General features: G+C 71.6%; 20 protein-coding genes. 11 read left to right on the forward strand and 9 right to left on the reverse strand.

Going from position 1 to position 23166, the window contains the following annotated elements:
• Positions 1–173: 173 nt before the first annotated feature.
• Positions 174–677 (reverse strand): DinB family protein, encoded by a 504-nt coding sequence (locus tag ACFVFH_RS07395; RefSeq protein WP_383764666.1) that lies wholly within the window; start codon positions 675–677, stop codon positions 174–176.
• A gap of 380 nt (positions 678–1057) precedes the next feature.
• On the opposite strand from ACFVFH_RS07395, the gene ACFVFH_RS07400 reads away from it, so the two are divergent.
• From ACFVFH_RS07400 to ACFVFH_RS07410, 3 genes are all read left to right on the forward strand, one after another.
• Positions 1058–1651: a hypothetical protein gene (locus ACFVFH_RS07400; protein WP_383764668.1), complete on the forward strand. Its 594-nt coding sequence runs from the start codon at positions 1058–1060 to the stop codon at positions 1649–1651.
• Between the two features lie 247 nt (positions 1652–1898).
• Positions 1899–4283, forward strand: coding sequence for a Tox-REase-5 domain-containing protein (locus tag ACFVFH_RS07405; RefSeq protein WP_383764670.1), 2385 nt, complete (start codon positions 1899–1901; stop codon positions 4281–4283).
• 43 nt (positions 4284–4326) lie between these two features.
• A complete protein-coding gene (locus tag ACFVFH_RS07410) occupies positions 4327–5070 on the forward strand; it encodes an Imm52 family immunity protein (RefSeq protein WP_383764672.1) in 744 nt (247 codons plus the stop codon).
• Between the two features lie 128 nt (positions 5071–5198).
• Here the strand turns inward: ACFVFH_RS07410 and ACFVFH_RS07415 are convergent, their stop codons facing one another.
• The 5 genes from ACFVFH_RS07415 to ACFVFH_RS07435 form a co-directional block, all read right to left on the reverse strand.
• On the reverse strand, positions 5199–5648 hold the full coding sequence (locus tag ACFVFH_RS07415) for a DUF3592 domain-containing protein (protein ID WP_383764675.1): 450 nt from the start codon (positions 5646–5648) through the stop codon (positions 5199–5201).
• Positions 5649–5668: 20 nt separating this feature from the next.
• Entirely contained in the window at positions 5669–6253 is a 585-nt protein-coding gene (locus ACFVFH_RS07420; RefSeq protein WP_383764678.1) for a hypothetical protein, read from the reverse strand.
• Between the two features lie 117 nt (positions 6254–6370).
• Positions 6371–8371 carry a hypothetical protein gene (locus ACFVFH_RS07425; protein WP_383764681.1) on the reverse strand — a complete coding sequence of 667 codons (2001 nt, stop codon included), beginning with the start codon at positions 8369–8371 and terminating at the stop codon, positions 6371–6373.
• Positions 8372–8589: 218 nt separating this feature from the next.
• Complete coding sequence (locus ACFVFH_RS07430) at positions 8590–10020, reverse strand: APC family permease (RefSeq protein ID WP_383764684.1); 1431 nt, start codon at positions 10018–10020, stop codon at positions 8590–8592.
• On the reverse strand, positions 10017–11165 hold the full coding sequence (locus ACFVFH_RS07435) for a Zn-dependent alcohol dehydrogenase (protein WP_383764687.1): 1149 nt from the start codon (positions 11163–11165) through the stop codon (positions 10017–10019). Before ACFVFH_RS07435 ends, ACFVFH_RS07430 begins: the two co-directional genes overlap by 4 nt.
• Positions 11166–11391: 226 nt before the next feature.
• On the opposite strand from ACFVFH_RS07435, the gene ACFVFH_RS07440 reads away from it, so the two are divergent.
• Positions 11392–11976 carry a helix-turn-helix domain-containing protein gene (locus ACFVFH_RS07440; protein WP_383764689.1) on the forward strand — a complete coding sequence of 195 codons (585 nt, stop codon included), beginning with the start codon at positions 11392–11394 and terminating at the stop codon, positions 11974–11976.
• Positions 11977–12238: 262 nt separating this feature from the next.
• Here the strand turns inward: ACFVFH_RS07440 and ACFVFH_RS07445 are convergent, their stop codons facing one another.
• Complete coding sequence (locus ACFVFH_RS07445) at positions 12239–12634, reverse strand: DUF192 domain-containing protein (RefSeq protein ID WP_383764692.1); 396 nt, start codon at positions 12632–12634, stop codon at positions 12239–12241.
• 96 nt (positions 12635–12730) lie between these two features.
• Between ACFVFH_RS07445 and ACFVFH_RS07450 the strand changes: the two genes are divergently transcribed.
• The 3 genes from ACFVFH_RS07450 (at position 12731) to ACFVFH_RS07460 (ending at position 14994) form a co-directional block, all read left to right on the forward strand.
• Positions 12731–13591: a prepilin peptidase gene (locus tag ACFVFH_RS07450; RefSeq protein ID WP_383764695.1), complete on the forward strand. Its 861-nt coding sequence runs from the start codon at positions 12731–12733 to the stop codon at positions 13589–13591.
• A 70-nt stretch (positions 13592–13661) separates the two neighbouring features.
• Positions 13662–14459, forward strand: a complete 798-nt coding sequence (locus ACFVFH_RS07455; protein WP_383764698.1) for a class I SAM-dependent methyltransferase — start codon at positions 13662–13664, stop codon at positions 14457–14459.
• A 67-nt stretch (positions 14460–14526) separates the two neighbouring features.
• On the forward strand, positions 14527–14994 hold the full coding sequence (locus tag ACFVFH_RS07460; RefSeq protein ID WP_383764701.1) for a hypothetical protein: 468 nt from the start codon (positions 14527–14529) through the stop codon (positions 14992–14994).
• 237 nt (positions 14995–15231) lie between these two features.
• Here ACFVFH_RS07460 and ACFVFH_RS07465 read toward each other — a convergent pair whose 3' ends face one another.
• Both ACFVFH_RS07465 and mgrA read right to left on the reverse strand, forming a co-directional pair.
• Positions 15232–16383, reverse strand: a complete 1152-nt coding sequence (locus ACFVFH_RS07465; RefSeq protein ID WP_383764703.1) for a winged helix DNA-binding domain-containing protein — start codon at positions 16381–16383, stop codon at positions 15232–15234.
• A 277-nt stretch (positions 16384–16660) separates the two neighbouring features.
• Positions 16661–17701, reverse strand: coding sequence for an L-glyceraldehyde 3-phosphate reductase (gene mgrA / locus ACFVFH_RS07470; RefSeq protein WP_383764706.1), 1041 nt, complete (start codon positions 17699–17701; stop codon positions 16661–16663).
• 200 nt (positions 17702–17901) lie between these two features.
• Here mgrA and ACFVFH_RS07475 point away from each other — a divergent pair, with 200 nt between their 5' ends.
• From ACFVFH_RS07475 to ACFVFH_RS07490, 4 genes are all read left to right on the forward strand, one after another.
• Entirely contained in the window at positions 17902–18663 is a 762-nt protein-coding gene (locus ACFVFH_RS07475) for an isoprenyl transferase (RefSeq protein WP_383764708.1), read from the forward strand.
• A gap of 471 nt (positions 18664–19134) precedes the next feature.
• Complete coding sequence (locus tag ACFVFH_RS07480) at positions 19135–20457, forward strand: PhoH family protein (protein ID WP_093550200.1); 1323 nt, start codon at positions 19135–19137, stop codon at positions 20455–20457.
• A 390-nt stretch (positions 20458–20847) separates the two neighbouring features.
• Positions 20848–21561: a transglycosylase SLT domain-containing protein gene (locus tag ACFVFH_RS07485; protein WP_383764711.1), complete on the forward strand. Its 714-nt coding sequence runs from the start codon at positions 20848–20850 to the stop codon at positions 21559–21561.
• 136 nt (positions 21562–21697) lie between these two features.
• On the forward strand, positions 21698–23137 hold the full coding sequence (locus ACFVFH_RS07490) for an AI-2E family transporter (RefSeq protein ID WP_383764714.1): 1440 nt from the start codon (positions 21698–21700) through the stop codon (positions 23135–23137).
• Positions 23138–23166: the final 29 nt, after the last annotated feature.

Raw genomic sequence — 23166 nt, forward strand, 5'->3', positions numbered from 1 at the left:
AGCCGGGCAGACACACAGCCGGGCCAGCCGGGCAGTCGAGCAGACGCGCAGCCGGGCAGACGCGGAGTGCCGCGCCGGGAGCGGGGTGGACAGCGGGGCGGACCGCTGACAGCGGCGGAGGCGATGCGCCCCGCACGCCGTCCGCCGCCCCGGCCTTCGCCCTCGTCCCGGCCCTACACGCCGGTGGTGCCGTCGACGATCTCGCGGATCAGGTCGAGGTGGCCGTTGTGCCGGGCGGTCTCCTCGATCAGATGCAGGACGATCCAGCGCAGATCAGGGTGCGTGCCGTCGCGGCGCGGGAGCGCGGCCCGTGTGTCCAGGTCGTGCGAGGCGACCAACGCGCGGTAGCGGTCGGTCCGTTCCTCGTACAGCGACAGCACATCGGCGAGCGGCATGTCCACCGCGATGCGCATCTCGCGGTCGGGGTCCTCGTCCGTCCACGGCCCCTCGTCCTCACCGCCGAGGAAGATCACCTCGAACCAGTGGTACTCGACCCAGCTGAGGTGGTTGATCAGCCCGGCGATCGTCATCAGGGGAGAGCCGGGCAGCGGGGCCCGGCGGGCGTCGTCCGGCGAGACGCCCTCGCACTTCGCGCGTGCGGTGTCGCGGACGTAGTCGAGGAAGGTGGCCAACTGGGTGCGCTCGTCCCATGCGGGAGGCGAATCGGTGCGTGTCATCGGCGTACACGATCCGCGACGGGCCGCCCGCTGTCCATCGCATTGTTCGGCCGCACTCGTTGCGCGGAGGCCGCCCCCCCGCCGTGCGGAGGCCCGTCCCCCTCCGCCGTGCGGAGGCCCGCACGCGTTGCGCGGAGGCCTGCCCGCGTCGCGCGACGCCCGCCCCCGTCGCATCGGCGTCCCGTCCTCGCCCGTAGCGCGGCCCAATGGGGCCCGCCCCTGGGTCCCTGGGCCCACGCCCCGGCGAACGGGCCTCATTAGGCTCGTGCACGACCAAGAGTGAGCCACCTGGCCGGCGCCCCGCACGGGCGCCCTGCCGGGCGTGCCCGCACGCACCTGGAACTGCACGCTCCACCTTTCTTGCATGGGGTGATGTGTCGATGAGTGATGGTTTCTTCTACTCGTACCACCTCGGCTGGAGCCGCCCGGACTCCGAGTCGCTCTTCAGTGATCTCGACGCGGCGGGGCTGCGGCTCAGCCACCCGGTCACGCGGCGGGTCACGCTCCTCGGTCCCGGGCCCGGCCCGCGGGGCACCCCGTCGTGGGTGACCAGGGAACAGCTCGTCCTCCTGGCCGGACTGCAACGGCTCGACCGGGTCGACTTCCTGTTGTGGGTGAACAGCGGTTCCGGAGTCCCCGCACGCGTCCGCCGGATGCGGGACGGTGTCGTCGCGCTGGAGTTCGGCTTCGGACGGCTGACCCGGGACGAGCAGGAGGTGGCCGCGCGGGCGATCAGGGAGGCGATAGGCCGGGCCTCCGTGCTCTGCATCGGCTTCGTCGTCGACCGCGAGGGCGCCTCCGTGGCGACGGACTGGAGCGGTGTCGTCATCAACGGGACGACGTACTTCGACAGTTGGCCGGACACCCTGGCCGTCCGGCACGAGATCGCGGCGATGCAGCCGCAGTTGGCCGGAGTGGCCTCGTACGACCAGTCGCCCTGGATGCTGTTCGGGAGCGAGGTGCCCGTCCGGTAGCGGTGTGGACCCCGGTTCCCCTGCTTCCTGACGCCCGTCGCTCCGCGGCTTCCGTCGTAATCGGCAACTTTGAGCCTTGCATTGGGTCCTGAGGCCCATGCCCCGAAGGGTGCCGGTGTGGTCGGATGCGTGGAGTGGCTGAACTGTGGCCGTACACCGGCAAGCTGGGGGACTCGTCGTGTCTGGCATAGGCGGATTTGCGGTTTCGGGCGGTGCCGGCGGAGGAGTCGCCGGCGGGGGTGTCGCCATGGGCCGACAGGGGGGCCGGCACTCCCTGCCGCGTCCGTTGCAGGCGGTGCTGATCCTCGTACGGCTCCTCTTCGCGGCCGCCGCCCTCGGTGGCATCGGCGTGCTCACGGTGGCTTCGGCGGTCGACGAGGTCGACGGCCGGCTGTTCGGGCTGCTGTTGTACGCGGCGCTGCCGAGCGTGTTCGCGTTCGTGCTCTCGCTGTACGCGCGCACCGGCGGCGTCTGGGTCTGGCGCGGGCTGCTGGCCGTGCACGTCTGGCTTGTCCTTGGTGCGCTGGCGACCCTCGGCGGGGGCAGCGGGCGCGGGGTCACCCAGCTGGTGATGCCGGTCGCCGTCGTCGTCCTGCTGTTCCGGGCCAGCTCGCGCGAGTGGTTCGAGCTGCCCCTCGAACAGCGGCTGCCGCACCGGCGGTTCAGCATCGCGCGCATGATCAAGTGGCGTCGGGACGACGCCGGTCAGACCGCGATGGAATACCTGGGCATGGTCCTGGTGGTCGTGGCCCTCATCGGCGGACTCGTCGTCACGGGCATCGCCGCCCAGATCACCGGGGGGATGCAGGACGCGATCTGCCGCCTCACCGGGAGCTCCTGCCCCGCGCCCGGCAGCAACGTGGAGGCCGGACACGGCAAGGACTCCGGCGGGACGGCGGCGTCCGGCGGTACGGACACGGGCGGCTCGGTGGCCACCGGCGGTACGGACTCCGGGGGCTCGGGACCGGCAGGCTCCGGGTCGGGCTCCGGCTCCGGCGGTACGGACACGGCGGGCGGCTCCGACACCGCCGGCGGTTCCGACGCGGCCGGTGGCACCAGCACCACGGGCGGCTCCGACAGCTCGGGAGGCTCGGGCAGTTCCGGCAGCGACGGCAGTTCCGGCGGCTCCGGGAGCGACGGCGGTTCGGGCGGCTCGGCCGCCTCCGGCGGCACCGGAGGCGACACCGCCACCCAGGTCGACGACGGCGGCGACGACGTGGACTCCTCCGGGGAGCCCGACGGCGGCGACGGCCAGGACGACGGCGGCGGCAGCGGCGACGACAAGCCCGGTGAGAGCTGCACCTCGGGCGTCGGCGCCTTCTTCTCCTGCGCCGCGCACCAGACCGGCGGTTTCTTCAAGGGCCTGGTCGGCGACGGGCTCTGGGGCGACGTCACCGGCACCCTCGACACGATCTTCCACCCCGGCAAGGCGTGGGAGGGCCTGAAGGACTACGGGAAGAGCCTCGGCGACAAGTGGAGCCAGGACTCCAAGGACGCCGGGGACAAGTGGTCCAAGGGCGACTACCTCGGCGCGGTCTGGGACTGGACCAAGGCGTCCGGCGGCACCGGCGTCAAGGTCCTCGACGACATGTTCATCGGCGACGAGGTCCGGGACATGTGGAAGAACGGCAACGAGGGCCAGGCGATCGGCACCGGTCTCTGGAACATCGGCTCGCTGCTCATTCCCGGATACGGCGAGGGCAAGCTCGTCGGCAAGGTCGGAAAGCTGGGCAAGCTCGGGAAACTCGGCAAGCTGGGCGAGTTCGCCGAGAAGGCCGGAGAGGCCGCGACCAAGGCGAAGAAGGCGGCCAAGGCGGGCGATGTCGCGGCCGCGGAGAAGGCCGCGAAGGAAGCGCAGAAGCACGCCGACGACGCGGCCGAGAAGGCCGGTCTCAAGGGCTGCACCGTCGGCATGGGCGGTCGCCTCCGGGTGCCGTACGGCAGCGGTACGGGCATCGGGGTGCCCGGCGCGGGCACCGGCCTCGTGGCCGCGCCGCCCGCCTCCGTGCCCGTGGGCTTCCTCATGGGCAAGTGCGACGAGGTCGACCCGGAGAAGAAGTCCGCCGCCGACGAGGCCCAGAAGCTGGCCGACGAGGCGAAGAAGGCCGCGGACGCGGCCAAGCGCCGCAAGGCCCTCCAGGACGCCCAGAACCAGCCGAAGCCGGCCTGGTACAAGGACCTCAAGGACCCGCCCGCCGGGGCCAAGGACGGCGGCTCGGGCAACTGGCAGGAGATCAAGCCCGGCGTCTGGAACTACCCGACCGAGATGGGCGCCCGCTACCAGGAGCAGATCTCCAAGGTGGGCCGGGGCAAGGAGTACCGGGTCCCGCTGGACAAGCTGACCGGGAAGCCGGTCGACTTCGACGGCTGGGACGCCTCGCGGGGCACGTACCTGGAGGCGAAGTACGGGTACACGGGCAAGAAGTACTACAACACCGACACCGGGGAACTCGCGCAGGATCTCGCGAACCGCTGGGCCGACCAGGCGACTCGTCAGCTCGATGCCGCCCGGGGCAAGCCGGTCGAATGGCATCTGTCCGATCCCGACGTTGCCAACGCGGCCCGGAAGATGTTCCGGAGCCGGAACATCGACGTTAAGGTGATCAACACGCCAGGGGACGTCGTCGGTTGAACGTGGGCGCCGGGCGCAATTCCGAAGGCTGAGGGAGAGTTCAGTGCTTGATGTCGTCGTCAACGGTACTTGGGGTGTCCGAGAAGAGGACGTCCAGGAGATCGGCGGGCGATGGGCGAGGGCTCTCACTGCGCTCAGGGAGCTGGATGGTCCCACCTTCGGCGACTGGCGCGACGCCGGGCGCGGAGACGCGTCCGACCCTGTGGTGCTGCCGTCCGCGGACGCGAGGTCGGGAGAGGTGCTGGCCGACTACATCGAGCGCAAGAACGAAGGGCCCGATCTCGATGTGGTCGGCTATACGACCTCCCTCTGGGCGCATAACCCCGGGAAATTGCGCGTCACCACGGCAATTCACGCGGGTGGGTCGTCGCCGTACGTCACGAATTCGATCTCGCTCGCCTTTCGATCGCGCGAGTTGGACGAATCGACCGAAGTGATCCGGCGGGCGCCCGAGATTCTGCGGATCATTGCCGAGGCATGGGACATCGACGCCGGTCAGGTGTACAACGATTCCCAGTACGACGCGGTGGCCGAGCAATTCGATCTGCAGAATTCCCACCCTCGGTGCGGCCGGGCGGTCTACCTCTCCGCGCGTCGTGCGGCGCAGGCCCCCAGGGGCCTTGACGGTACGTACACCCCCACAGCCGGGGGCGGCCTGGTCATCGACCTCACCCGGGGCGGGACGACCCTGCCGGACAACGAGACGATCGTCGAGGCCAACAGGGAACTGCGGGAAGCCGGTTCCCTGACGCCGCTCCCGCTGCCGATCGACCGCGACAAGTTCTGACCTCCGCCCGCACCCCGCCCGCCCCGCCACTCGGAGCCGCCCCCGCACCCCGCCCGAGCGCGCGCCCTCGAAGTCCGCACCGCTCAGACCCGCGCCCCCGCACCCGGGCACCTCAGAACCCGGGCGCCTCAGAGCCAGCCCCGCAGTGCCGCGAACCCCAGCAGCAGCCCCACCGCGAACGCCCCCGGCACGAGCGTGAACACCATGGGCATCACCACCGGCCCCCACGCCCCCGGCCCGGCCACCGTGGCGCTGCGCGCCGGGTCCGCCGGGTCGTAGCTCACCCGGACCGGTGCCCCGACCCCGAAGCCGAACGGGCCCGGGGCGTGGTCGGTGAACTCGATGTCGCGGCCGTCACGGGTGCGGAACGCGAAGACGTACTCGGTGGCGTGGCTCCGGTCCATGCCCGGACCCCGGTCGACCGTCCGGCGGTCCGCGCACCGCCCCTCGGCGCGTTCGCCGTGCCGCACCAGCCGCAGCACCCTGTTCAGCCGCAGCGCGGAACGGATCGCGAACACACCGAGGAACAGGCCGAACAGCAGCAGGAACGTGGCCGTGCCGCCGGGCAGGATCTGCATGGACGAGCGCTCCCGATCCGCTACTTGACCGTGATCGAGTCGACGAAGGCGTCGAGGTCCTTCGCGCTGAGCGAGCCCTTCACCGCATTGATCCGGACCGCGAACGGCACGTCCTTCGAATCGACGCCCGCCACCACGACCCCCGTCATCCGGGTGCCCTGGGCCGGTGTCCGGTCCTTGCCGCTCGATGTGAACTCGTAGTCGATCCGGCGCGCGTCACGGGCGCTCTCCGCGCCCGCGAGCCGCACCTCCTCGGTCCCCTTGCGGGTCGCGCCCAACCCGATGCCGGCGCCCGCCGCGGAGGCCGCCTCGGCGGCGCTGTCCACGCCCGTGGCGAAGTCGAGCTGCACCGAGACCATGCCCGTGCGCAGCCCGCCCTCCTCCTTGACCGCGACGGCCGCGTTGGCCTCGGCCCGCTCGGTGGCGGGCTGCTCCTTGTAGCCCTTGTCGCCGGGGTAGCCGACGGAGAGGCTCTTGGTGTCGAGCTTCGCCCAGCCCTCCGGGAGCGCGGCGGTCTCCCCGCCGCAGCCGGCGAGCAGGGCGAAGCCGATGGCGGCGGCGGTGATCGCGCCGATCGTCCGGTACGTCTTCTTCGTCGTCGTCATCGCCTATCGCCTCTTCGTCGTGCGTGGTTGCCGCGCCCCGGAGCGGTACTTCCGTACCCCCGTACCCCGTACTCCCGTACGTCGATACGCCCCGGAGCGGTACTCCCGCCGTTGCGGCTACTTCGCGCAGTAGCTGTACGGCAGGTACGAGCGCTTGTCGCCCTGCGGGGCCCCGAGGAACTCCGCGTCCGTCAGTGTCTCCTTCTTGTGCTCGTCGGAGAGGGAGAATCCCAGACTCATGCCGAGCGAGACCTCGAAGCCGAACTCCTGGGCGTCCGTCTGACCGGTGTACTTCATCTTGCTCGACAGGCCGTCCTGGTACATCAGCTGGTCGAACGGGTCGGTCCCGGTGGGCTTCTGCTCCAGGGCGTGATCGCCGAACATGTACTCGAACGGGGCGGTGTTGTTGCCGGAGCCGTCCAGCCACTGCTCGGCGATGGCGCGCTTGTCCTCGGTGGCCTTGTCGGTGTCCTTGCCGAAGACGATCGAGTTGGTCAGGACCTCGATGCCGGTCTCGCCGGAGGAGTCCGAGCCGCTGACCTTGCCGCCGCGCTTGTCCTTGCCCTTCTCGCCGTTGTCGCCGCTGATGTCGCCCTTGTTGGACGTCGCGCCGTTCTCGATGGTCTGGGTCATGTCGATCCGGACGATCTTTCCGGTCTTCTGGTCGCGGGTGACGGTGACCGCCCCGGTCCGGTTGTCCTTTGCGGAGGCCGCGCCGCCCAGCGGACCGGCCGAGCCGCTGACCTTGCCCTCCAGCTCCAGCTTGGCGGTGTACGTGTACGACTCGTTGCCGTTGACGTCGTCCTTGGTGATGGTGACCTCGGGGGAGAACTTCGCCTTGCCGCCGAGCTTCGCGCCCAGCTCGGCCTCGTCGCCCGCGCTGATGGAGAGGCCGCCGTCCGCGTACGCGTTGAGACCGATGGTCGAGTACGAGATCTTCTTGTCACCGATCTTGCTCTCGACGTCCTTCTTCTTGTCGGCCCACTTCATCCCGGAGTACCAGCCGCCGCCGTAGCCGCCGCTGTACTTGGTGGAGGTCTCCCACATCTTCATTTCCTCGATGTCGTCCCGCATCTTCTTGGCGTCCTCCTCGCTCTTGAAGACCCAGGTGTCACCGTTGGTGATCTTGATGCCGCCGCCGACGTCCACATCCGCCTTGCCCAGTTTGCCGAGCTTGACGCCGGGGGTGCTGGCGGTGGCGCCGGCCGAGGCGGCGTCGGTGAACGTCATGTAGACCAGCTTGTCGTTCTCGTCGACCTTGCCGTCGCCGTTCACGTCCGTCTTGGCCTGGCTGACCTTCTGCTGGAAGCCGTACTCGTTGCCCCACTCGAACCAGCCGATCTTCACCTTGTCGCCGACCGTGTCGGAGACGCTGGAGACCTGGCACATCTTGGGCTCGTAGTCGGCGTCGGTCTTCGGCTTCGCGGTGGTGTCGCCGCCGCCCGTGGAGCAGCCGCCACCGCCGCCGCCCATCGTGCTGATCGCACAGCGGATGCGTTCGCCGATCTGCCCGCCGACCCCCGCCATCGCCATCGCGCCGATCAGCGTGACCACGAGGACGACCACCCCGAGGTACTCCATGGCGGTGGCGCCGCCGTCCCGCCAGGAGTACGGGTGGTACGGGGCGGGCTCCGGCTCGTCCGCGCGGTCGTCCAGCAGCCGGTCGACGGCCAGCCCCGCCGCCGCGCCGGTCGCCAGCGAGACCAGCGGCATCAACGTGCCCTCGACGTCCACCAGGTGCCAGGACACGGCGAGCCCGTAGACCAGCGCGGCCAGCGGGACGGTGAGGGAGGCGACGAGCGTGAGCACCCGGGACTCGCGGTGCTCGTCGGGCAGGACACGGGCGGAGGCCAGGACCGTGAGGACGGTCGTGATGACGTTGGGGACGTGCAGCAGGGCCAGCCGCCAGCCGAAGCTCGCGAGGCGTTCGTCGGTGGCCAGCAGTTCGACGAGCCCGCGCGACACCAGGTACCCGGCGGCGATGTAGACCAGCGCGCCGGCGGCCCAGCTCCGGGTCAGCGCGAAGAACACGCCACCGCCCGCCGGGGAGCCACCGCCCCCGCCGCCCGGCGGTACGCGGCCCGCGCTTCCGCTTCCCCAGCCCCCGCCACCCGTCACGGTTCTTCCTCTCCGACGCCCAAGTGCCCTGTCCGTACCCGCGGTTCGCCATGCGGGTGTGGACGTGAGCGTACGGATGTACGAGCCGGATGACCTGGGCCCTTGGCCCCAAAGTCGGGCCCAACGGCCGGAGCCCCGGCCCGCCGCGGGGTGCGGGGGCCGGGGCTCCGGGGGAGAGGGAGGGGAAGGGGGACAGGGGAGGAGGAGGGGCGGCGGGGTCAGTCCAGGTCGTCCGCGAACGTCCCCGCGCGCTGGGCGATTTCCGGACTGCGGACCCGCAGCACGGCGAAGCCGACGATGCCGACGACCAGGGCGCCGACGAACACGTACGGCAGCACGTTCAGCGGCCACTCGGGGACCGGCCACAGGTTGCGGTAGAAGACGTAGACCATCGCGGCGGCACCGATCAGCCCGAGGCCCCAGGTGAGCAGCAGGCCGCGCGCCCCGATCCGGCGCACGAACAGTGGCGCGGCCAGACACACCAGGGTGTAGCTGAGCATGTACCCGAAGACGCCGATGGTGTCGATGTACGACGTCGCGTTCAGCGGCGCGGTACCGGCGCCGACCACGAGCACCGCCGGGACGACGACGAACGGGGTGATGGTCCAGATCGCGGTGGACGGGGTGCGGTGGCGCGGGTGGGCGACACCGAGCCGGGCCGGCATCACTCCCTCCTTCGCCATGCCGAACAGCAGCCGGGCGGCGACGGTGATGCAGGCCATCACCACGGCCACGAACGACGCGGCGAACCCCGCGTGCAGGAAGAACTTCAGGAAGCCCAGCCCGGACATCTCCGCCAGTTCGTCCATCGGGTCGGAGCTCCTCCCGAGCGCGTCCGCCCCGCCGAACCCGGCGACCTGCGCGTACGTCGCGAACATGTAGAGCACGCCGGCCAGCACCGCGCTGCCCATCACCGAGCGGGGAATCGCCTTGTACGGATCGGTGGCCTCGGCGCCGAGCGAGGCGGCGCCCTCGAAGCCGACGAAGCCGAGCACACCCAGCACCACCGCGAAGACGATGCCGTCGAGGGTGGAACCGCTCAGGCTCAGCTGGTCGGTGTCGATGATGTTCCCGCTCTTGAAGAAGGCGGGGAGCAGCACGACCACGATCAGGACGATCGACACGACCTCCAGCACCGAGGCGACCCGGGCCGCCGTCCGCACACTGGCGATGGTCAGCCGCATGGCGACGGCCGCCAGCAGTACGTCGAGCAGGATCTGGCCGGTGATCCCGGTGAAGACCCCGATGCCGATCTGGTCGAGGGCGCGCGCCGTGTAGTAACCGGCGCCCGCCAGCGAACCCGAGCCGATGCAGACCGCCCCGATGAGCAGCGCCCAGCCGGTCACGAAGGAGCCGGGCGCCCCGAGCGAGAGCCGGGAGAAGGCGTACAGCGAACCGACCCCGGCCCGCCTGCGCGCGAAGACGCAGATGCAGTACGCGATGGCGAGCACGGCGGCCATGGCCAGGAAGAAGGAGAACCAGGCGCCGTTGCCCGCGGACGCCGCCATGCTGGCGGGGGCGAACGCGATGACGGCGCTGGGCGCGACGTTCGCGACGCTCTGCGCGCCGACCTCGAACGTGGAGACGGAGCGGTGGGCCAGGCCGTCGGCGGGTGCTCCGGCGGCGGCCTGCTTTCCGGCGGTGCTCATGTCCGGTCCTCCATCATCAGCAGCTGACGCAGGGCGTGGCCGGCGGCGAGGTCGGCCAGGGCGTCGCCCGCCTCGTCCAGCGGACGCCGTGCCGAGATCATCGATTCCACGTCGAGCTCGCCCGACACCACGAGGTCCACCAGGGCCGGGATGTCCCGGGCGGCGTCGACCGAGCCGTAGTTCGACCCGAGGATGCGCTGGTCGGCCTCGGCGAGCGCGAGCGGGTCGAAGCGGGCGGTGCGGCCGGTCGGCGGGAGGCCGACGATGACGGCGGCGCCGCCCTGGCCGAGCGCCGCGATGGACTGCTCGGTGGTCTCGATCTTGCCGATGGCGTCGAAGACGTAGTCCAGGCCCTCCGGCACCAGGGCGCGCAGGGCCTCGACGACATCGCCGTCACGGGCGTCGACCGCGTCCGTCGCGCCGAGCCGGCGGGCCAGCTCCAGCTTCTCGGGGACGACGTCGACGGCGACGATGCGGCCGGCCCCGGCCAGCCGGGCGCCCTGTACGCAGGACAGGCCCACCCCGCCGCAGCCGATGACGGCCACGGTCGCCCCGGCCTCGACGCCCGCCGTGTTGCGGACGGCCCCGACACCGGTGGCGATGGCGCAGCCGACCAGGGCGATCACATCGAGGGGCGCGTCTTGGCGCACCTTGATCGCGCCGGAGGCGGGAACCACGACCCGCTCGGCGAAGGAGGAGACGCCGAGGTAGTGGTGGGCGGGTTCGCCGTCCACCGAGAGCCGGCTGGTGCCGTCGTACAGCACGCCGCCGGGCGCGACGACCTCGGCGACCAGGCTGCACGCGGCGGGGCGGCCGGAGAGGCAGAAGCGGCAGGTGCCGCAGGACGGGACCCAGGACAGGACGACGTGGTCGCCGACCGCCAGGCCGGTGACGCCCGCGCCGAGCGCGGTGACCACGCCGGAGCCCTCGTGCCCCATCACGACCGGGGTGGGGTGGTCCCACTCGCCGCGCAGGACATGCAGGTCGGAGTGGCAGACGCCGGCCGCGGCCACGGCGACCTCGACCTCGCCGGGGCCGGGCGGGGCCAGGGTGATGTCGGCGACGGTCACCTCCTGGCCCGGGGAGCGGAAGACGACGCCGCGCACGGTGCGCGCGGTGCTCTCTTGGAAGGACGGGGAGCTCATCGGCTTACTCCTCGGGTGGTGCGGAACGGTCACGGGGGAGGGGAGGGCGACAGGGACGGCGAGGGGGCACAGCAGGCCCGCCGGGGCGTCTTGTTTAGCGCCATTAAACTTTCGTCAAGTTTTACAGCACTAAACTCGATGGGTAAAGACCCTTCCGGAAACCCTTTTGACCTGCGCCTTCACCCGGCCACTGCCCGTGACATCCCCGACAGGTAGCGTGTCCGCCATGTCCGAAGCCCCTGACAGCCATATGTCCACGATCGGTCCGCGGCTGCGCGAGCTCCGCCTGGCCCAGCGGCTGACGCTCGCTCAGGTCGCCGAGGTGGCGGGCGTGACCAAGGGGTTTCTCAGCCTCGCCGAGCGCGGCAAGACCTCGGTCTCCGTCCCGACCCTGATCCGCATCTGCGAGGCCCTGGGCACCGGCATCGCCACGCTCTTCGACTATCCGGACCAGGACGTCGTCAAGGGCGGCCTGGGCGCCAAGCTGGAGATGGGCGGACATGGCATCGAGGAGTTCCTCCTCACCCCCGCCGAGGAGCGGCACGTCCAGGTCATGCGGACGATCCTGCGCCCCGGTGGCGGCTCCGGCGGCGCGTACAGCCTGGAGGCCGAGACGGTCTTCGCGTACATGGTCCGCGGCACGCTGCGGCTGAGCGTGGACGGCGAGCCCAGGTTCCTGGAGGCCGGTGACTCGACGACGTTCTCGGCGCGGGCCGCGCACGCCTGGGACAACCCCGGCGAGGACGTGGCCGAGGTCCTCTGGTCGATCGCGCCCGCCCTGCCGCTCTCCCGTACGAAGCTCCGGCCTTGAGACCCACCGGGCGCGGGCGAGGGGCGTAGCGAGGGCGAGGGTCGGAGCGCGGGCGCGGGCCGGTGAACGGCGGCGGAGGGCGTGCGACCCCGCCGCGCCCGCGCGCTCACTCCCGCGCGCTCACTCCCGCGCGCTCACTCCCGCGCGCTCACTCCCGCGCGACCAATCCCGTACGTCTGCTCCCGCGCCGCCGGTTCCGTACGTTCACTCCCGCACGGCTCACTCCCGTACGGGGCACTCCCGCACGGCTACTCCCGTACGTTCACTTCCGGTCGATCTCGTCCGCGCCCTGGGCGACCGTCACCCGGGCCCCCGGCCGGATCCCCCACTTCTCCATCGTCCCGGCCTCGGCCTCGATCACGTGCCGGGCCCGCAGCCGGGGCATGCCCAGCCGGCCGGGCTTCATCGTGTGGACCGCCACGACCCTGAACTTCCGGTCCAGGTACGCCACATCGATGGTGAACCGCATCCGGAAGCTGTGCACGCTCCCGCACGGGGTGATCATCAGCGCGCCGTCGATCCCGTCCTGCCCGAGCAGCCCGCGACTCCGGGCGCGGTACGAGGCCGCGATCCGCAGCGGTATCGCCTCCCCCTGCCCTCCCTGTGCGTCGGTGACCGTCAACGTGCCCTTGCCATTGCGCCATTGAGCCATGGCCATGAAGGTAGCGCCACGTGACGGCCGCTGGGTCCGGAACGGTGCGCAGTGGGCCCCAGGACCCATGACCCGTGTCCGGCGCCCGCTTAGGGTCGCTCCGTGGAAGCCATGCTGACAGTGCTCGCCGCACTCTGGGGCGCAGCGGCCGGACTGCTGGTCCCGCGCGCGGCCTACCGGTTCTCCGTCGAGCCGGAGGACCCCTGGCGCGATGCCTGCCCCGAGGGCCATGCCCTGACCGGCGCCGCCCGCGGCTGGCTCGGCTCCCCCCGGTGCGCGTCGTGCGCGGCGGTCCCGGCGCCCGCCGCCCCGGGCGAGGGACGGATGCCGGACGCCCCCGGCGGTACACCGGCGCCGGACGCCCCCGGCGAGGAGCCGGACGTTCGGGCCGCCGGACCCGACGGCACCCGGCGCACGGCGCGCTACGCCCCCGGCGTCCTCGCCCCCGTCGTCACCGCGCTCTCCTGCGCCCTCCTCGCCGCGGCCACCGGGCCCCGCCCCGAACTGGCCGTCTGGCTGCTGCTGGCACCCGTCGCGGTACTCCTGGCGGCCATCGACCGCCGGGTCCACCGGCTGCCCGACCAGCTCACCCTGCCCGCCGCGGCGGCGGCCGTCGTGCTCCTCGGCGCCGCCGCGCTGCTCCCCGAGCACGCCGGTTCCTGGCTGTCCGCCCTGCTCGGCGGAGCCGCCCTCGGCGGTTTCTACTTCCTGCTTTTCCTGATCAATCCGAACGGAATGGGCTTCGGGGACGTCAAGCTCGCCCTGTCCCTGGGCACGGTTCTCGGCTGGTACGGCTGGGCCGTGGTCTTCGCCGGCGGCTTCGCCGGGTTCCTGCTCGGAGCGGCGTACGGGTTCGGGCTGATGGTCCTGAAGCGGGCCGGCCGCAAGACCGGCATCCCGTTCGGCCCGTTCATGATCACGGGCGCGCTGCTGGGCCTGCTGCTCGGCGCCCTGGCCGCCTGACCTCGCCGTACGCCCCGCCCCCGGCGTAATCGAGTCGCGTCGCGCGAGGCCCGGATGACACCATCCCCGTATGTCCGGAACATCCGAGGAAGCGTCGGCCGCGGCCGAACGCACACGATTCGAGGCCCTCGTCCAGGAGGCGGCCACCGTCTCCGTCGACGGCTGGGACTTCTCCTGGCTCGACGGTCGCGCCACCGAGCAGCGCCCCTCCTGGGGCTACGCCCGCGCCATGGCGGACCGCATGGGCCGGGCCAGGGCCGCGCTCGACATCCAGACCGGCGGGGGCGAGGTCCTCGCATCCGCGCCGAAGCTGCCGCCGCTCACCGTCGCCACCGAGTCCTGGCCGCCGAACATCGCCCGCGCCACCGCGCTCCTGCACCCGCGCGGTGCGGCCGTGGTCGCCGACGCGGACGAACCGCCGCTGCCGTTCGGCGACGACGCCTTCGACCTGGTGGTCAGCCGGCATCCGGTGACGACCTGGTGGGAGGAGATCGCGCGGGTGCTCACCCCCGGCGGCACGTACTTCTCCCAACAGGTCGGCCCGGCCAGCGTCTTCGAGCTCGTCGAGTACTTCCTCGGCCCGCAGCCCCCCGAGGTGCGCGGCTCCCGCGACCCCGAGCAGGCGCGGGCGGCGGCCGAGGCGGCCGGGCTGGACGTCGTCGACCTGCGGGCGGAGACCCTGCGCACCGAGTTCCTCGACATCGGCGCCGTCGTCTACTTCCTGCGCAAGGTGATCTGGATGGTGCCGGGCTTCACCGTCGAGGAGTACCGGCCACGACTGGCCGAGCTGCACCATCTGATCGAGACCGAGGGGCCGTTCGTCGCCCACACCACCCGATTCCTGATCGAGGCCCGCAAACCGGCGTAGCCACGCCCGCCGCACGGGCCCGAAGGGTGCGACCCTGGACGGCGAACGCGTGGGGAAGGATGTGGCCATGAGGGTGGGGAACGACGAGGGGACACCGCGGGTCCCGCGGGTCCCGCGACAGGGGAGGGCCGACTGGCTCAGGGGTGCCCGGGTCATCGGGGTGCTCGGTGTCTTCTACCGGCCGGAGGGACGGCTGGGGGAGCCGGAGGCCGTCGAATTCCTGCTGGCGGACGGCCAGTCGGTGATCCTGACCTGCGCCTCGGACGGAACCCTGCACGTCGGCCCCGGCGCCTGGCCGACGCTGCCCGGCTGGTGCGTACCGTCGGGGCAGTGGGAGTTCGCGGCCGTGTCGAACCTGCCGCGGCCGCCCGACGGGGGCTGGACGGTCACCCGCACCGAGGAACGAGGGGACGAGAACGGCCAGGTGCGCGAGGCGGTGATCCGCTGCGAGGACGGCAGCTTCGTGGTCATCGGCGGCGACACCGTGGCGATCCGCTTCACCCGCGGCCACCGCGGCGCCCCGGCCACCACCTGAGCGCGCCGCCCCGGCCGCCCCCGAGCGCCGCCGACCGGGCGCGCCGCACGAGCCGCCCCGGAGCACCGTTCCGACCCCCGGGCCCCGACCGCCGGCCCCCGGGCCCCGACCGCCGGGCCCCGCCCCCGACCAACGGCCACCGGCCACAGGGCCCCGACCAACGGCCACCGGCCACAGGGCCCCGACCATCGACCACCGGCCACAGGGCCCCGACCACCGCCCCCCCCGCGCCCGTCCCTACGCGTGCGCCCCCACCGTCACCGTCCCCACCGTCAGCTCCGCGTTCCCCTCCAGTACCTCGCCGACCCGCGCCACCTCCGCCTCCAGCTCCCGCAGCTGTCCGGCCGTCAGGGGTGTCAGCGGTTCCACGGTGACCGCGATCCGGCGGCCCGAACGCCTCTGATGCCACACCCCGGCGGCCGTGCCGTCGACCAGCAGCACCGGGAAGTTCCCCGCCTGGCCACGCGCCAGCGCCCTGGTGTACGCCGCCCCGGGGAAGAGCCGCTCGCGCGGCTGGGACGCGACGACGAACGCGTCGAAGTAGGGGAGCAGCCGCACCCCGCGGACCGGCTCCGCCGGGAAGCCGGTGTCGCCCGCCACCACCCAGGCGGGCCCGCCCTCGTACGTCACCCGCTCGATCCCGCCGCGCGCGGCCGTCCCCGCGAACAGCTCCGCCGACCAGGCGGGGGACACGGCCAGCCACTTCGCGAAGTGCGCGGGCGTGGCGGGGCCGTACGCGTACAGATAGCGGCGCACCAGACCGTTCAGCGCCTCGGGGCCGTCCAGCGGTACGACGCCGGGGCGGGTACAGGTGACCTTCCGGCCGCGGTCCGGCGCGAAGCACAGCACACCGCGGTGACCCGCCAGATGCATCACCTGCCGCCAGCGCGGCCACATCCCCTGGAAGGCGGGCATCACCAGGTCCCCCGCCCACGCCCCGGCCCGCTCCACCACCGCGTCGGAGAGCTCGTCGACGGTCAGCTCGGCCCCGGTCAGCGCGTCCTCCATCGCGGCGAGCACCACCTCGACCTGCTCCGGAGTCATCCGTACGTCCTCGGCGAACGGGTTGCGCCCGGCCGGAAGCGCGGACAACGCACCGGTCCACAGCGGCAGTTCGGCCATCGGCAGCAGATGGACGGTGCCGCGCGGACCGAAGGTCTTCACCAGGGTGCGGTCTTTCCACAGCGCGTCGCGCACCCGGGTACGCGTGACGCCCGTCGTCCGCAGCCCGACGGAGAGCTCGGCGGCCGAGAGGACCTGGGCATGCGCGGCCGGCATCGTCCCGACCACGCCGGCGGGGTCGGGACGGCCGGGGGAGACCAGCCCCTGGCGCGCCATCCGGCGGGCGTTCGCGGCGGTCCAGGACACGGTCGGGATTCGGGTCGTCATGACGGGGAAGCTAGCCATCCATCAGGCCGGTTCCTGTCCTGAATCCCGGCGCGAAGCCGCCCGGCGGCCACCGGACGTCAACCGGGCGATGCGCGCGCAATGAAGTCCGGTGAATTCGGAGAGTGATTGTGGAGTGGCGTGGCACGCAGCATCACTTACGAAGGGTTATGGTGGAAACCCCCCCTCGGGCCGGTCCGTATCCCCCCCCACGGACCGGCCCGTTTTTTGTCGGCCCGCGGCGCCGACCGCGTACGGCCCCGCGAAACCGACCGTCCCGTCAGCCCCGCCCGGCCCAGATGTTGGTGCCCGCGGTGTCCACGGCGAAGGTGTCGATCTCCGTCAACTCCTCGGACGTCAACGGCTGTCCGCCGAGCGCCGCGACGTTCTCCTCCAGCTGCCGCACGCTCGACGCACCGATCAGGGCGGACGTCATGCGGCTGTCGCGCAGCACCCAGCTGAGCGCCAGCTGGGCGAGCGACTGACCGCGGCGGCGGGCGATGTCGTTCAGCCCGTTCAGCCGGCGCACCACCTCGTCCGAGAGCAGACCGGGATCCAGCGACTTGCCCTGGGTGGCACGGGAACCCTGCGGGATGCCCGTCAGGTACTTGCCGGTGAGCAGGCCCTGGGCGAGCGGCACGAAGGAGATGCAGCCCATGCCGGCCGTCTCCAGGGCGTCGAGCAGGCCGTCGTCCTCGATCCAGCGGTTGATCATCGAGTAGGAGGGCTGGTGGATCAGCGCCGGTACGCCCATCTCCCGGAGCAGCCGGGCCGCCTCGGCGGTCTGCTCCGCGTTGTAGGAGGACACCCCCGCGTACAGCGCCTTGCCCTGCTGGACGGCGGAGGCCAGGGCCCCCATCGTCTCCTCCAGCGGGGTCTCCGGGTCGAAGCGGTGGGAGTAGAAGATGTCCACGTAATCGAGCCCCATGCGGTTCAGCGAGGCGTCGAGCGACGACAGCAGATACTTGCGGGAGCCCCATTCCCCGTACGGGCCGGGGTGCATCTCGTAACCGGCCTTGGTGGAGATGATCAGCTCGTCCCGGTACGGGGCGAAGTCCTGGCGGAAGAGTTTGCCGAAGTTGAGCTCGGCGGAGCCGGGCGGCGGCCCGTAGTTGTTGGCCAGGTCGAAGTGGGTCACCCCGAGGTCGAAGGCGCGGCGCAGGATCGCCCGCTGGGAGTCCAGCGTGCGGTCGTCGCCGAAGTTGTGCCAGAGACCGAGGGAGACGGCGGGAAGCTTGAGACCGCTGCGGCCGGTGCGGCGGTACTCCATGGAGTCGTAGCGCGAATCGGCGGCCCGGTAGGGGAAAGGAGAATCAGTCACGTTTCTCTCCTTATCACGGACTTGTGACAGGCCGGGTTGGGCCGGTGCGCCGCCTGCGCAGTAATGTGGCGGCTTCGGGGACTGCCACGGCACGGCGGGGCGACGGACTCTGTGAACCGGTGCGGCGATCCCCAGGGGGACGACCCCGGACCCCGGGCAAAGGGGCGGGCGGGCCCGCACGGAACCGAGAGGTGAACTCAGTGAACTTGCGCGACCTGGTGTACGGGCTCTATGCGCGCCGGGTGGAGGCCCGCCTAGACCACACCCAGGTGCCCAAGCACATCGGCGTCATCCTCGACGGCAACCGGCGCTGGGCGAAGGCGTCCGGAGGCACGGCCGCGCAGGGGCACCAGGCCGGCGCGAACAAGATCAAGGACCTGCTCGGCTGGTGCAGCGAGACGGATGTCGAAGTCGTCACGCTCTGGCTGCTCTCCACGGACAACTTCGACCGCCCCGAGGCCGAGCTGACACCGCTCCTCGGGATCATCGAGAACACCGTGCGCGACCTCGCGGCGGACGGCCGCTGGCGGGTCCACCACGTCGGCACGCTCGACCTGCTGCCCTCCCACACCCAGACGGTGCTCAAGGAGGCCGAGCAGGCCACCATCGGTATCGACGGGATACTGGTCAACGTCGCCGTCGGCTACGGCGGGCGACAGGAGATCGCCGACGCGGTCCGCTCGCTGCTGCTGGACCACTCCGCCAAGGGGACCTCGTTCGAGGACCTGGCCGAGATCGTCTCCACCGACCTGATCTCCGAACACCTCTACACCCGGGGCCAGCCCGACCCGGACCTCGTCATCCGCACCAGCGGCGAGCAGCGGCTCTCCGGCTTCATGCTCTGGCAGACCGCGCACTCCGAGTACTACTTCTGCGAGGTCTTCTGGCCGGCCTTCCGCAAGGTCGACTTCCTCCGCGCCCTGCGCGACTACGCGGCCCGCGGCCGCCGCTACGGCGGCTGACCCCCCGGCACGCACCCGGCACGGGCTCGCCGCCCCGGGCGGCACCCCGCCGCGGTGGCCGCCCCGGGCCCGTCCACCGGCCGTTCCCGGCCCGTCCGCCCGCCGTTCCCGGTCCGTCCGGTGTTCGAGGACGGACCGCGCGGGCGGTGCGCCCGAACCCACGTGCCCCGAGGCACACATCCCAGCTCACCAGCCTGTCCCGGGCTGCATGGCTTCGCGTGTTCGAGGGAATACCCCTGACAGGTCGACGTCCGGTCAGGAACCAGGCGGACGTCGTGTCCAAGTGAGCGGCATGGAGTCCGCTCGCCCGGGAGGCCCTTTGCACACGAAGGACCGCACGAACAGCGAGGCCGACGCGGAGGGCCGGTGCCCGGCCCGTGCATCGGGGCCCGAGCCCGGTCCGTTCTCTCCCATTGGGATGCTCCGCGACGCCGTCGCACCCCAACCTCGTCCGAGGGGGTACGTCCTTCCGTGGTGACCAGCACAAAGCGCCGCATGCCCGACAGGCGCACCTATGTTCTCGACACCAGCGTCCTGCTGGCCGATCCGAACGCCATGGTCCGGTTCGACGAGCACGAAGTCGTGCTCCCGATCGTCGTGGTCACGGAACTGGAGGCCAAACGGCACCACCCGGAACTCGGGTACTTCGCCCGGCAGGCCCTGCGCCTGCTGGACGACTTCCGGGTCCGGTACGGCCGGCTCGACGCCCCGATACCGCTCGGGGACCTGGGCGGGACGCTCCGCGTCGAACTCAACCACTCCGACCCCGGCGTACTGCCGGCCGGCTACCGGTTGGGGGACAACGACTCACGGATCCTCGCGGTCGCGCGCAACCTCCAGGCCGAGGGGTACGACGTCACCGTCGTCTCCAAGGACCTGCCCCTGCGCATCAAGGCGTCCTCGGTCGGCCTCCTCGCGGAGGAGTACCGCGCCGAACTCGCCATCACCGACTCCGGCTGGACGGGCATGTCGGAGCTCTCCCTCGCCGGCGAGCAGGTGGATCTGCTCTACGGCGAGGAGACGCTGTACGTGCCCGAGGCCGCCGAACTGCCCGTGCACACCGGACTGGTCCTCCAGTCCGAGCGCGGCAAGGCGCTCGGCCGGGTCACCGCCGAGGGCAATGTGCGCCTGGTCCGCGGCGACCGGGAGGCCTTCGGCATCCACGGCCGCAGCGCCGAACAGCGCATCGCCCTCGACCTCCTCCTCGACCAGGACGTCGGCATCGTGTCACTGGGCGGCCGGGCCGGCACCGGCAAGTCGGCGCTGGCGCTCTGCGCCGGGCTCGAAGCGGTCCTGGAACGCAGGCAGCACCAGAAGGTGATGGTCTTCCGCCCGTTGTACGCGGTCGGCGGGCAGGAGCTGGGCTATCTCCCCGGCACCGAGGCCGAGAAGATGAGCCCCTGGGCGCAGGCCGTCTTCGACACGCTCTCGGCGGTCGCCGGGCGCGAGATCATCGAGGAGGTGCTGGGGCGCGGGATGCTGGAGATCCTGCCGCTCACCCACATCCGGGGCCGCTCGCTCCACGACGCCTTCGTGATCGTGGACGAGGCGCAGTCGCTCGAACGGAACGTGCTGCTGACCGTGTTGTCCCGGATCGGGGCGAATTCCCGGGTGGTGCTCACCCATGACGTGGCCCAGCGGGACAACCTCAGGGTCGGCCGGTACGACGGAGTCGTCGCCGTGGTCGAGAAACTGAAGGGGCATCCGCTCTTCGCGCATGTCACCCTCACCCGCTCCGAGCGCTCGCAGATCGCCGCACTGGTGACCGAAATGCTGGAGGAAGGCCAGATCTGATACGGGTTACGACAGTTGATGCCGCCCGGCGAGCGAAGCAGCTTAGCCGGGCGGCATCGCGTTGCGGCACCTTTTCCGAAAATCACTTGCTCCAAACGAGGTGTGAGCTTTCACACGCAACGGAGAATTGCTTCCCGGTGCGCCGTTCCGGCAGAGTCTTGCTTCCGTCAGGCCCCGCATACGGCACACCCGCACCTCCAGAGGTGCCACGCACCACACAACTCAACAATCGCCGTCCGTATGCCGCCCGCGAGTACCACGCGGCGCTTCCTCCGGGGAGTCGCCCACCGGGTCCGTGCCTCCCGTGACCCAAGCAGTAGGGAGGCCAGCGCCAGGGGCACGATTGCGTCCGCGAGGTCACCTAAGCGGGCGATGCTGGAAGGACACCGTGTGAGCCGGATCTCGGTCCGGGGGTTCGCCGTGGCATCCGCCACTGCCGTAACCACCGTTGGCGCCGTCGTGGGCGTTGCATCGGGCAGCACTCCTGCTGTCGACGACAACAACTTCGAGGCGACCGCAGCCGACACCACGCTGCTCGCAGACATCCCCGCGGGCCAGCAGGCCCAGGTGCAGACCGCCTCGCTGACGCAGCAGGCCGACGCCCAGGCATCCGCGGCCGACGCGGCGGCCAAGAAGTCCGTGGAGGAAGCGGCCCGCATCCAGGCCGCCAAGGACGCCAAGTCGAAGAAGGCGGCGGCCGAGGACAAGCTGGAGCAGGAGCGCAAGGCCAAGAAGGAGAAGGAAGCGGACGAGCGCGCCAGCCGCTCCTCGATCCGCAGCGCCTCGTCCTTCGCCCAGCAGGGCTCGTACACCGTGGCCGAGATCCAGGCGATGGCGCGTCAGATCGTGCCCGCCGACCAGTTCCAGTGCTTCAGCAACATCGTGAACGCCGAGTCGAGCTGGAACTACCGGGCGAGCAACCCGTCCACCGGCGCCTACGGCCTCATGCAGGCGCTGCCCGGCTCGAAGATGGTGTCGGCCGGCGCGGACTGGCAGACCAACCCGGCCACCCAGATCAAGTGGGGCCTCAGCTACATGAACAGCAGTCGCTACGGAAGCCCGTGCGGTGCCTGGACGTTCTGGCAGGCCAACCACTGGTACTAGAACCCGCACAGGTTCCGGTTCCCAGCGTGCAGAGCCCCTCGCCGTTCCACGGTGAGGGGCTTCGCGCGTGTACGGTCGGTTTCTACCGCTCGGCCGGGGAGCGTCGGGGCGAGGAGACGGGGGAAGAGAAACGATCATGTCGAAACTTCCGGGGTGGCTCGGCCGGCTGGGCGCCGAACTGACCGAACTGGGCGATCGGCTGGAGCAGCGCAGGGCCGAGGCCGAGGGGGACGAGGCCGCACGGCACGCGTTGCCCGCGGCCCCCTCCGCCGTGCACGACTCCGCCGTGCCCGCCGAGGCCGGGCGCGGTGCCACGGCCGACCATGTGCCGCCACCGCCCTCGTACGCCCCCTCCGTCGCCGCCCGGCCCGATCCCGTCGCGGCGATCCCCTGGGGGATGCGGGTCGCGGCCGAGGCGGGCTGGCGGCTGCTCGTCCTGGCGGGCACCCTCTGGGTGCTGATGCGGGTCATCAGCGCCGTGCAGCTGGTGGTCCTGGCCTTCGTCGCGGCGCTGCTCGTCACCGCGATGCTCCAGCCGACCGTCGCCCGGCTGCGGCGCTACGGGCTGCCGCGCGGTCTGGCCACCGCCGTCACGGCGATCCTGGGCTTCGTCATCATGGGCCTGGTCGGCTGGTTCGTGGTCTGGCAGGTCATGGACAACATCGACACCCTCTCCGACAAGGTGCAGACGGGTATCGAGGACCTGAAGAACTGGCTGCTCGACAGCCCCTTCCACGTCACCCAGCAGCAGATCAACGATGTCGCGAAGAACCTCAGCGACACCATCGGCACCAACACCGAGCAGATAACGTCCGCCGGACTCCAGGGCGTCACCGTGATGGTGGAGCTCCTCACCGGGATGCTGCTGGCGATGTTCTCGACGCTCTTCCTCCTCTACGACGGGAGGCGGATCTGGCACTGGGTGCTGAAGCTGGTGCCGGCCCAGGCCCGGCCGGGCGTCGCGGGCGCGGGGCCGCGCGCCTGGCGGACGCTGACCGCCTATGTGCGGGGCACCGTCATCGTGGCGCTGATCGACGCGATCTTCATCGGGCTCGGGATCTTCTTCCTCGATGTGCCGATGGCGGTGCCGCTGGCCGTCTTCATCTTCCTCTTCGCCTTCATCCCACTGGTCGGCGCCGTGATCTCCGGGGCGCTGGCGGTGGTCGTCGCACTGGTCACCCAGGGCGTGTTCACCGCCCTGATGGTGCTCGTGGTGGTGCTCGCCGTGCAGCAGATCGAGGGGCACGTGCTCCAGCCGTTCATCCTGGGACGCGCGGTGCGGGTGCATCCGCTCGCCGTGGTCCTCTCGGTCGCGGCGGGCGGCATGATCGCGGGCATCGGGGGAGCGGTCGTCGCGGTGCCGCTGGTCGCGGTCACCAACACGGTGGTCGGCTATCTGCGGGCGTACGGGCAGGAGGAGGCGCTGCGGTACGCGCCCGTCCCGCGCGGGGCCACCGCGGTCGACGTCGCTCCCACGCCCGCCCCCGGATCGCCGCCCGAGGACATCGACTACGGCGACGACGAGCCGTACCGGGACGGGGACGACGGCGGCACGAAGCACGGGCCCGGCGCATAGGACCCACGGGCGGAAGAGAGAAGGGCCCC

Origin of the sequence: Streptomyces sp. NPDC057697 (genome assembly GCF_042799335.1) — a bacterium.
In the GTDB taxonomy this organism is placed as follows: Bacteria; Actinomycetota; Actinomycetes; order Streptomycetales; family Streptomycetaceae; genus Streptomyces.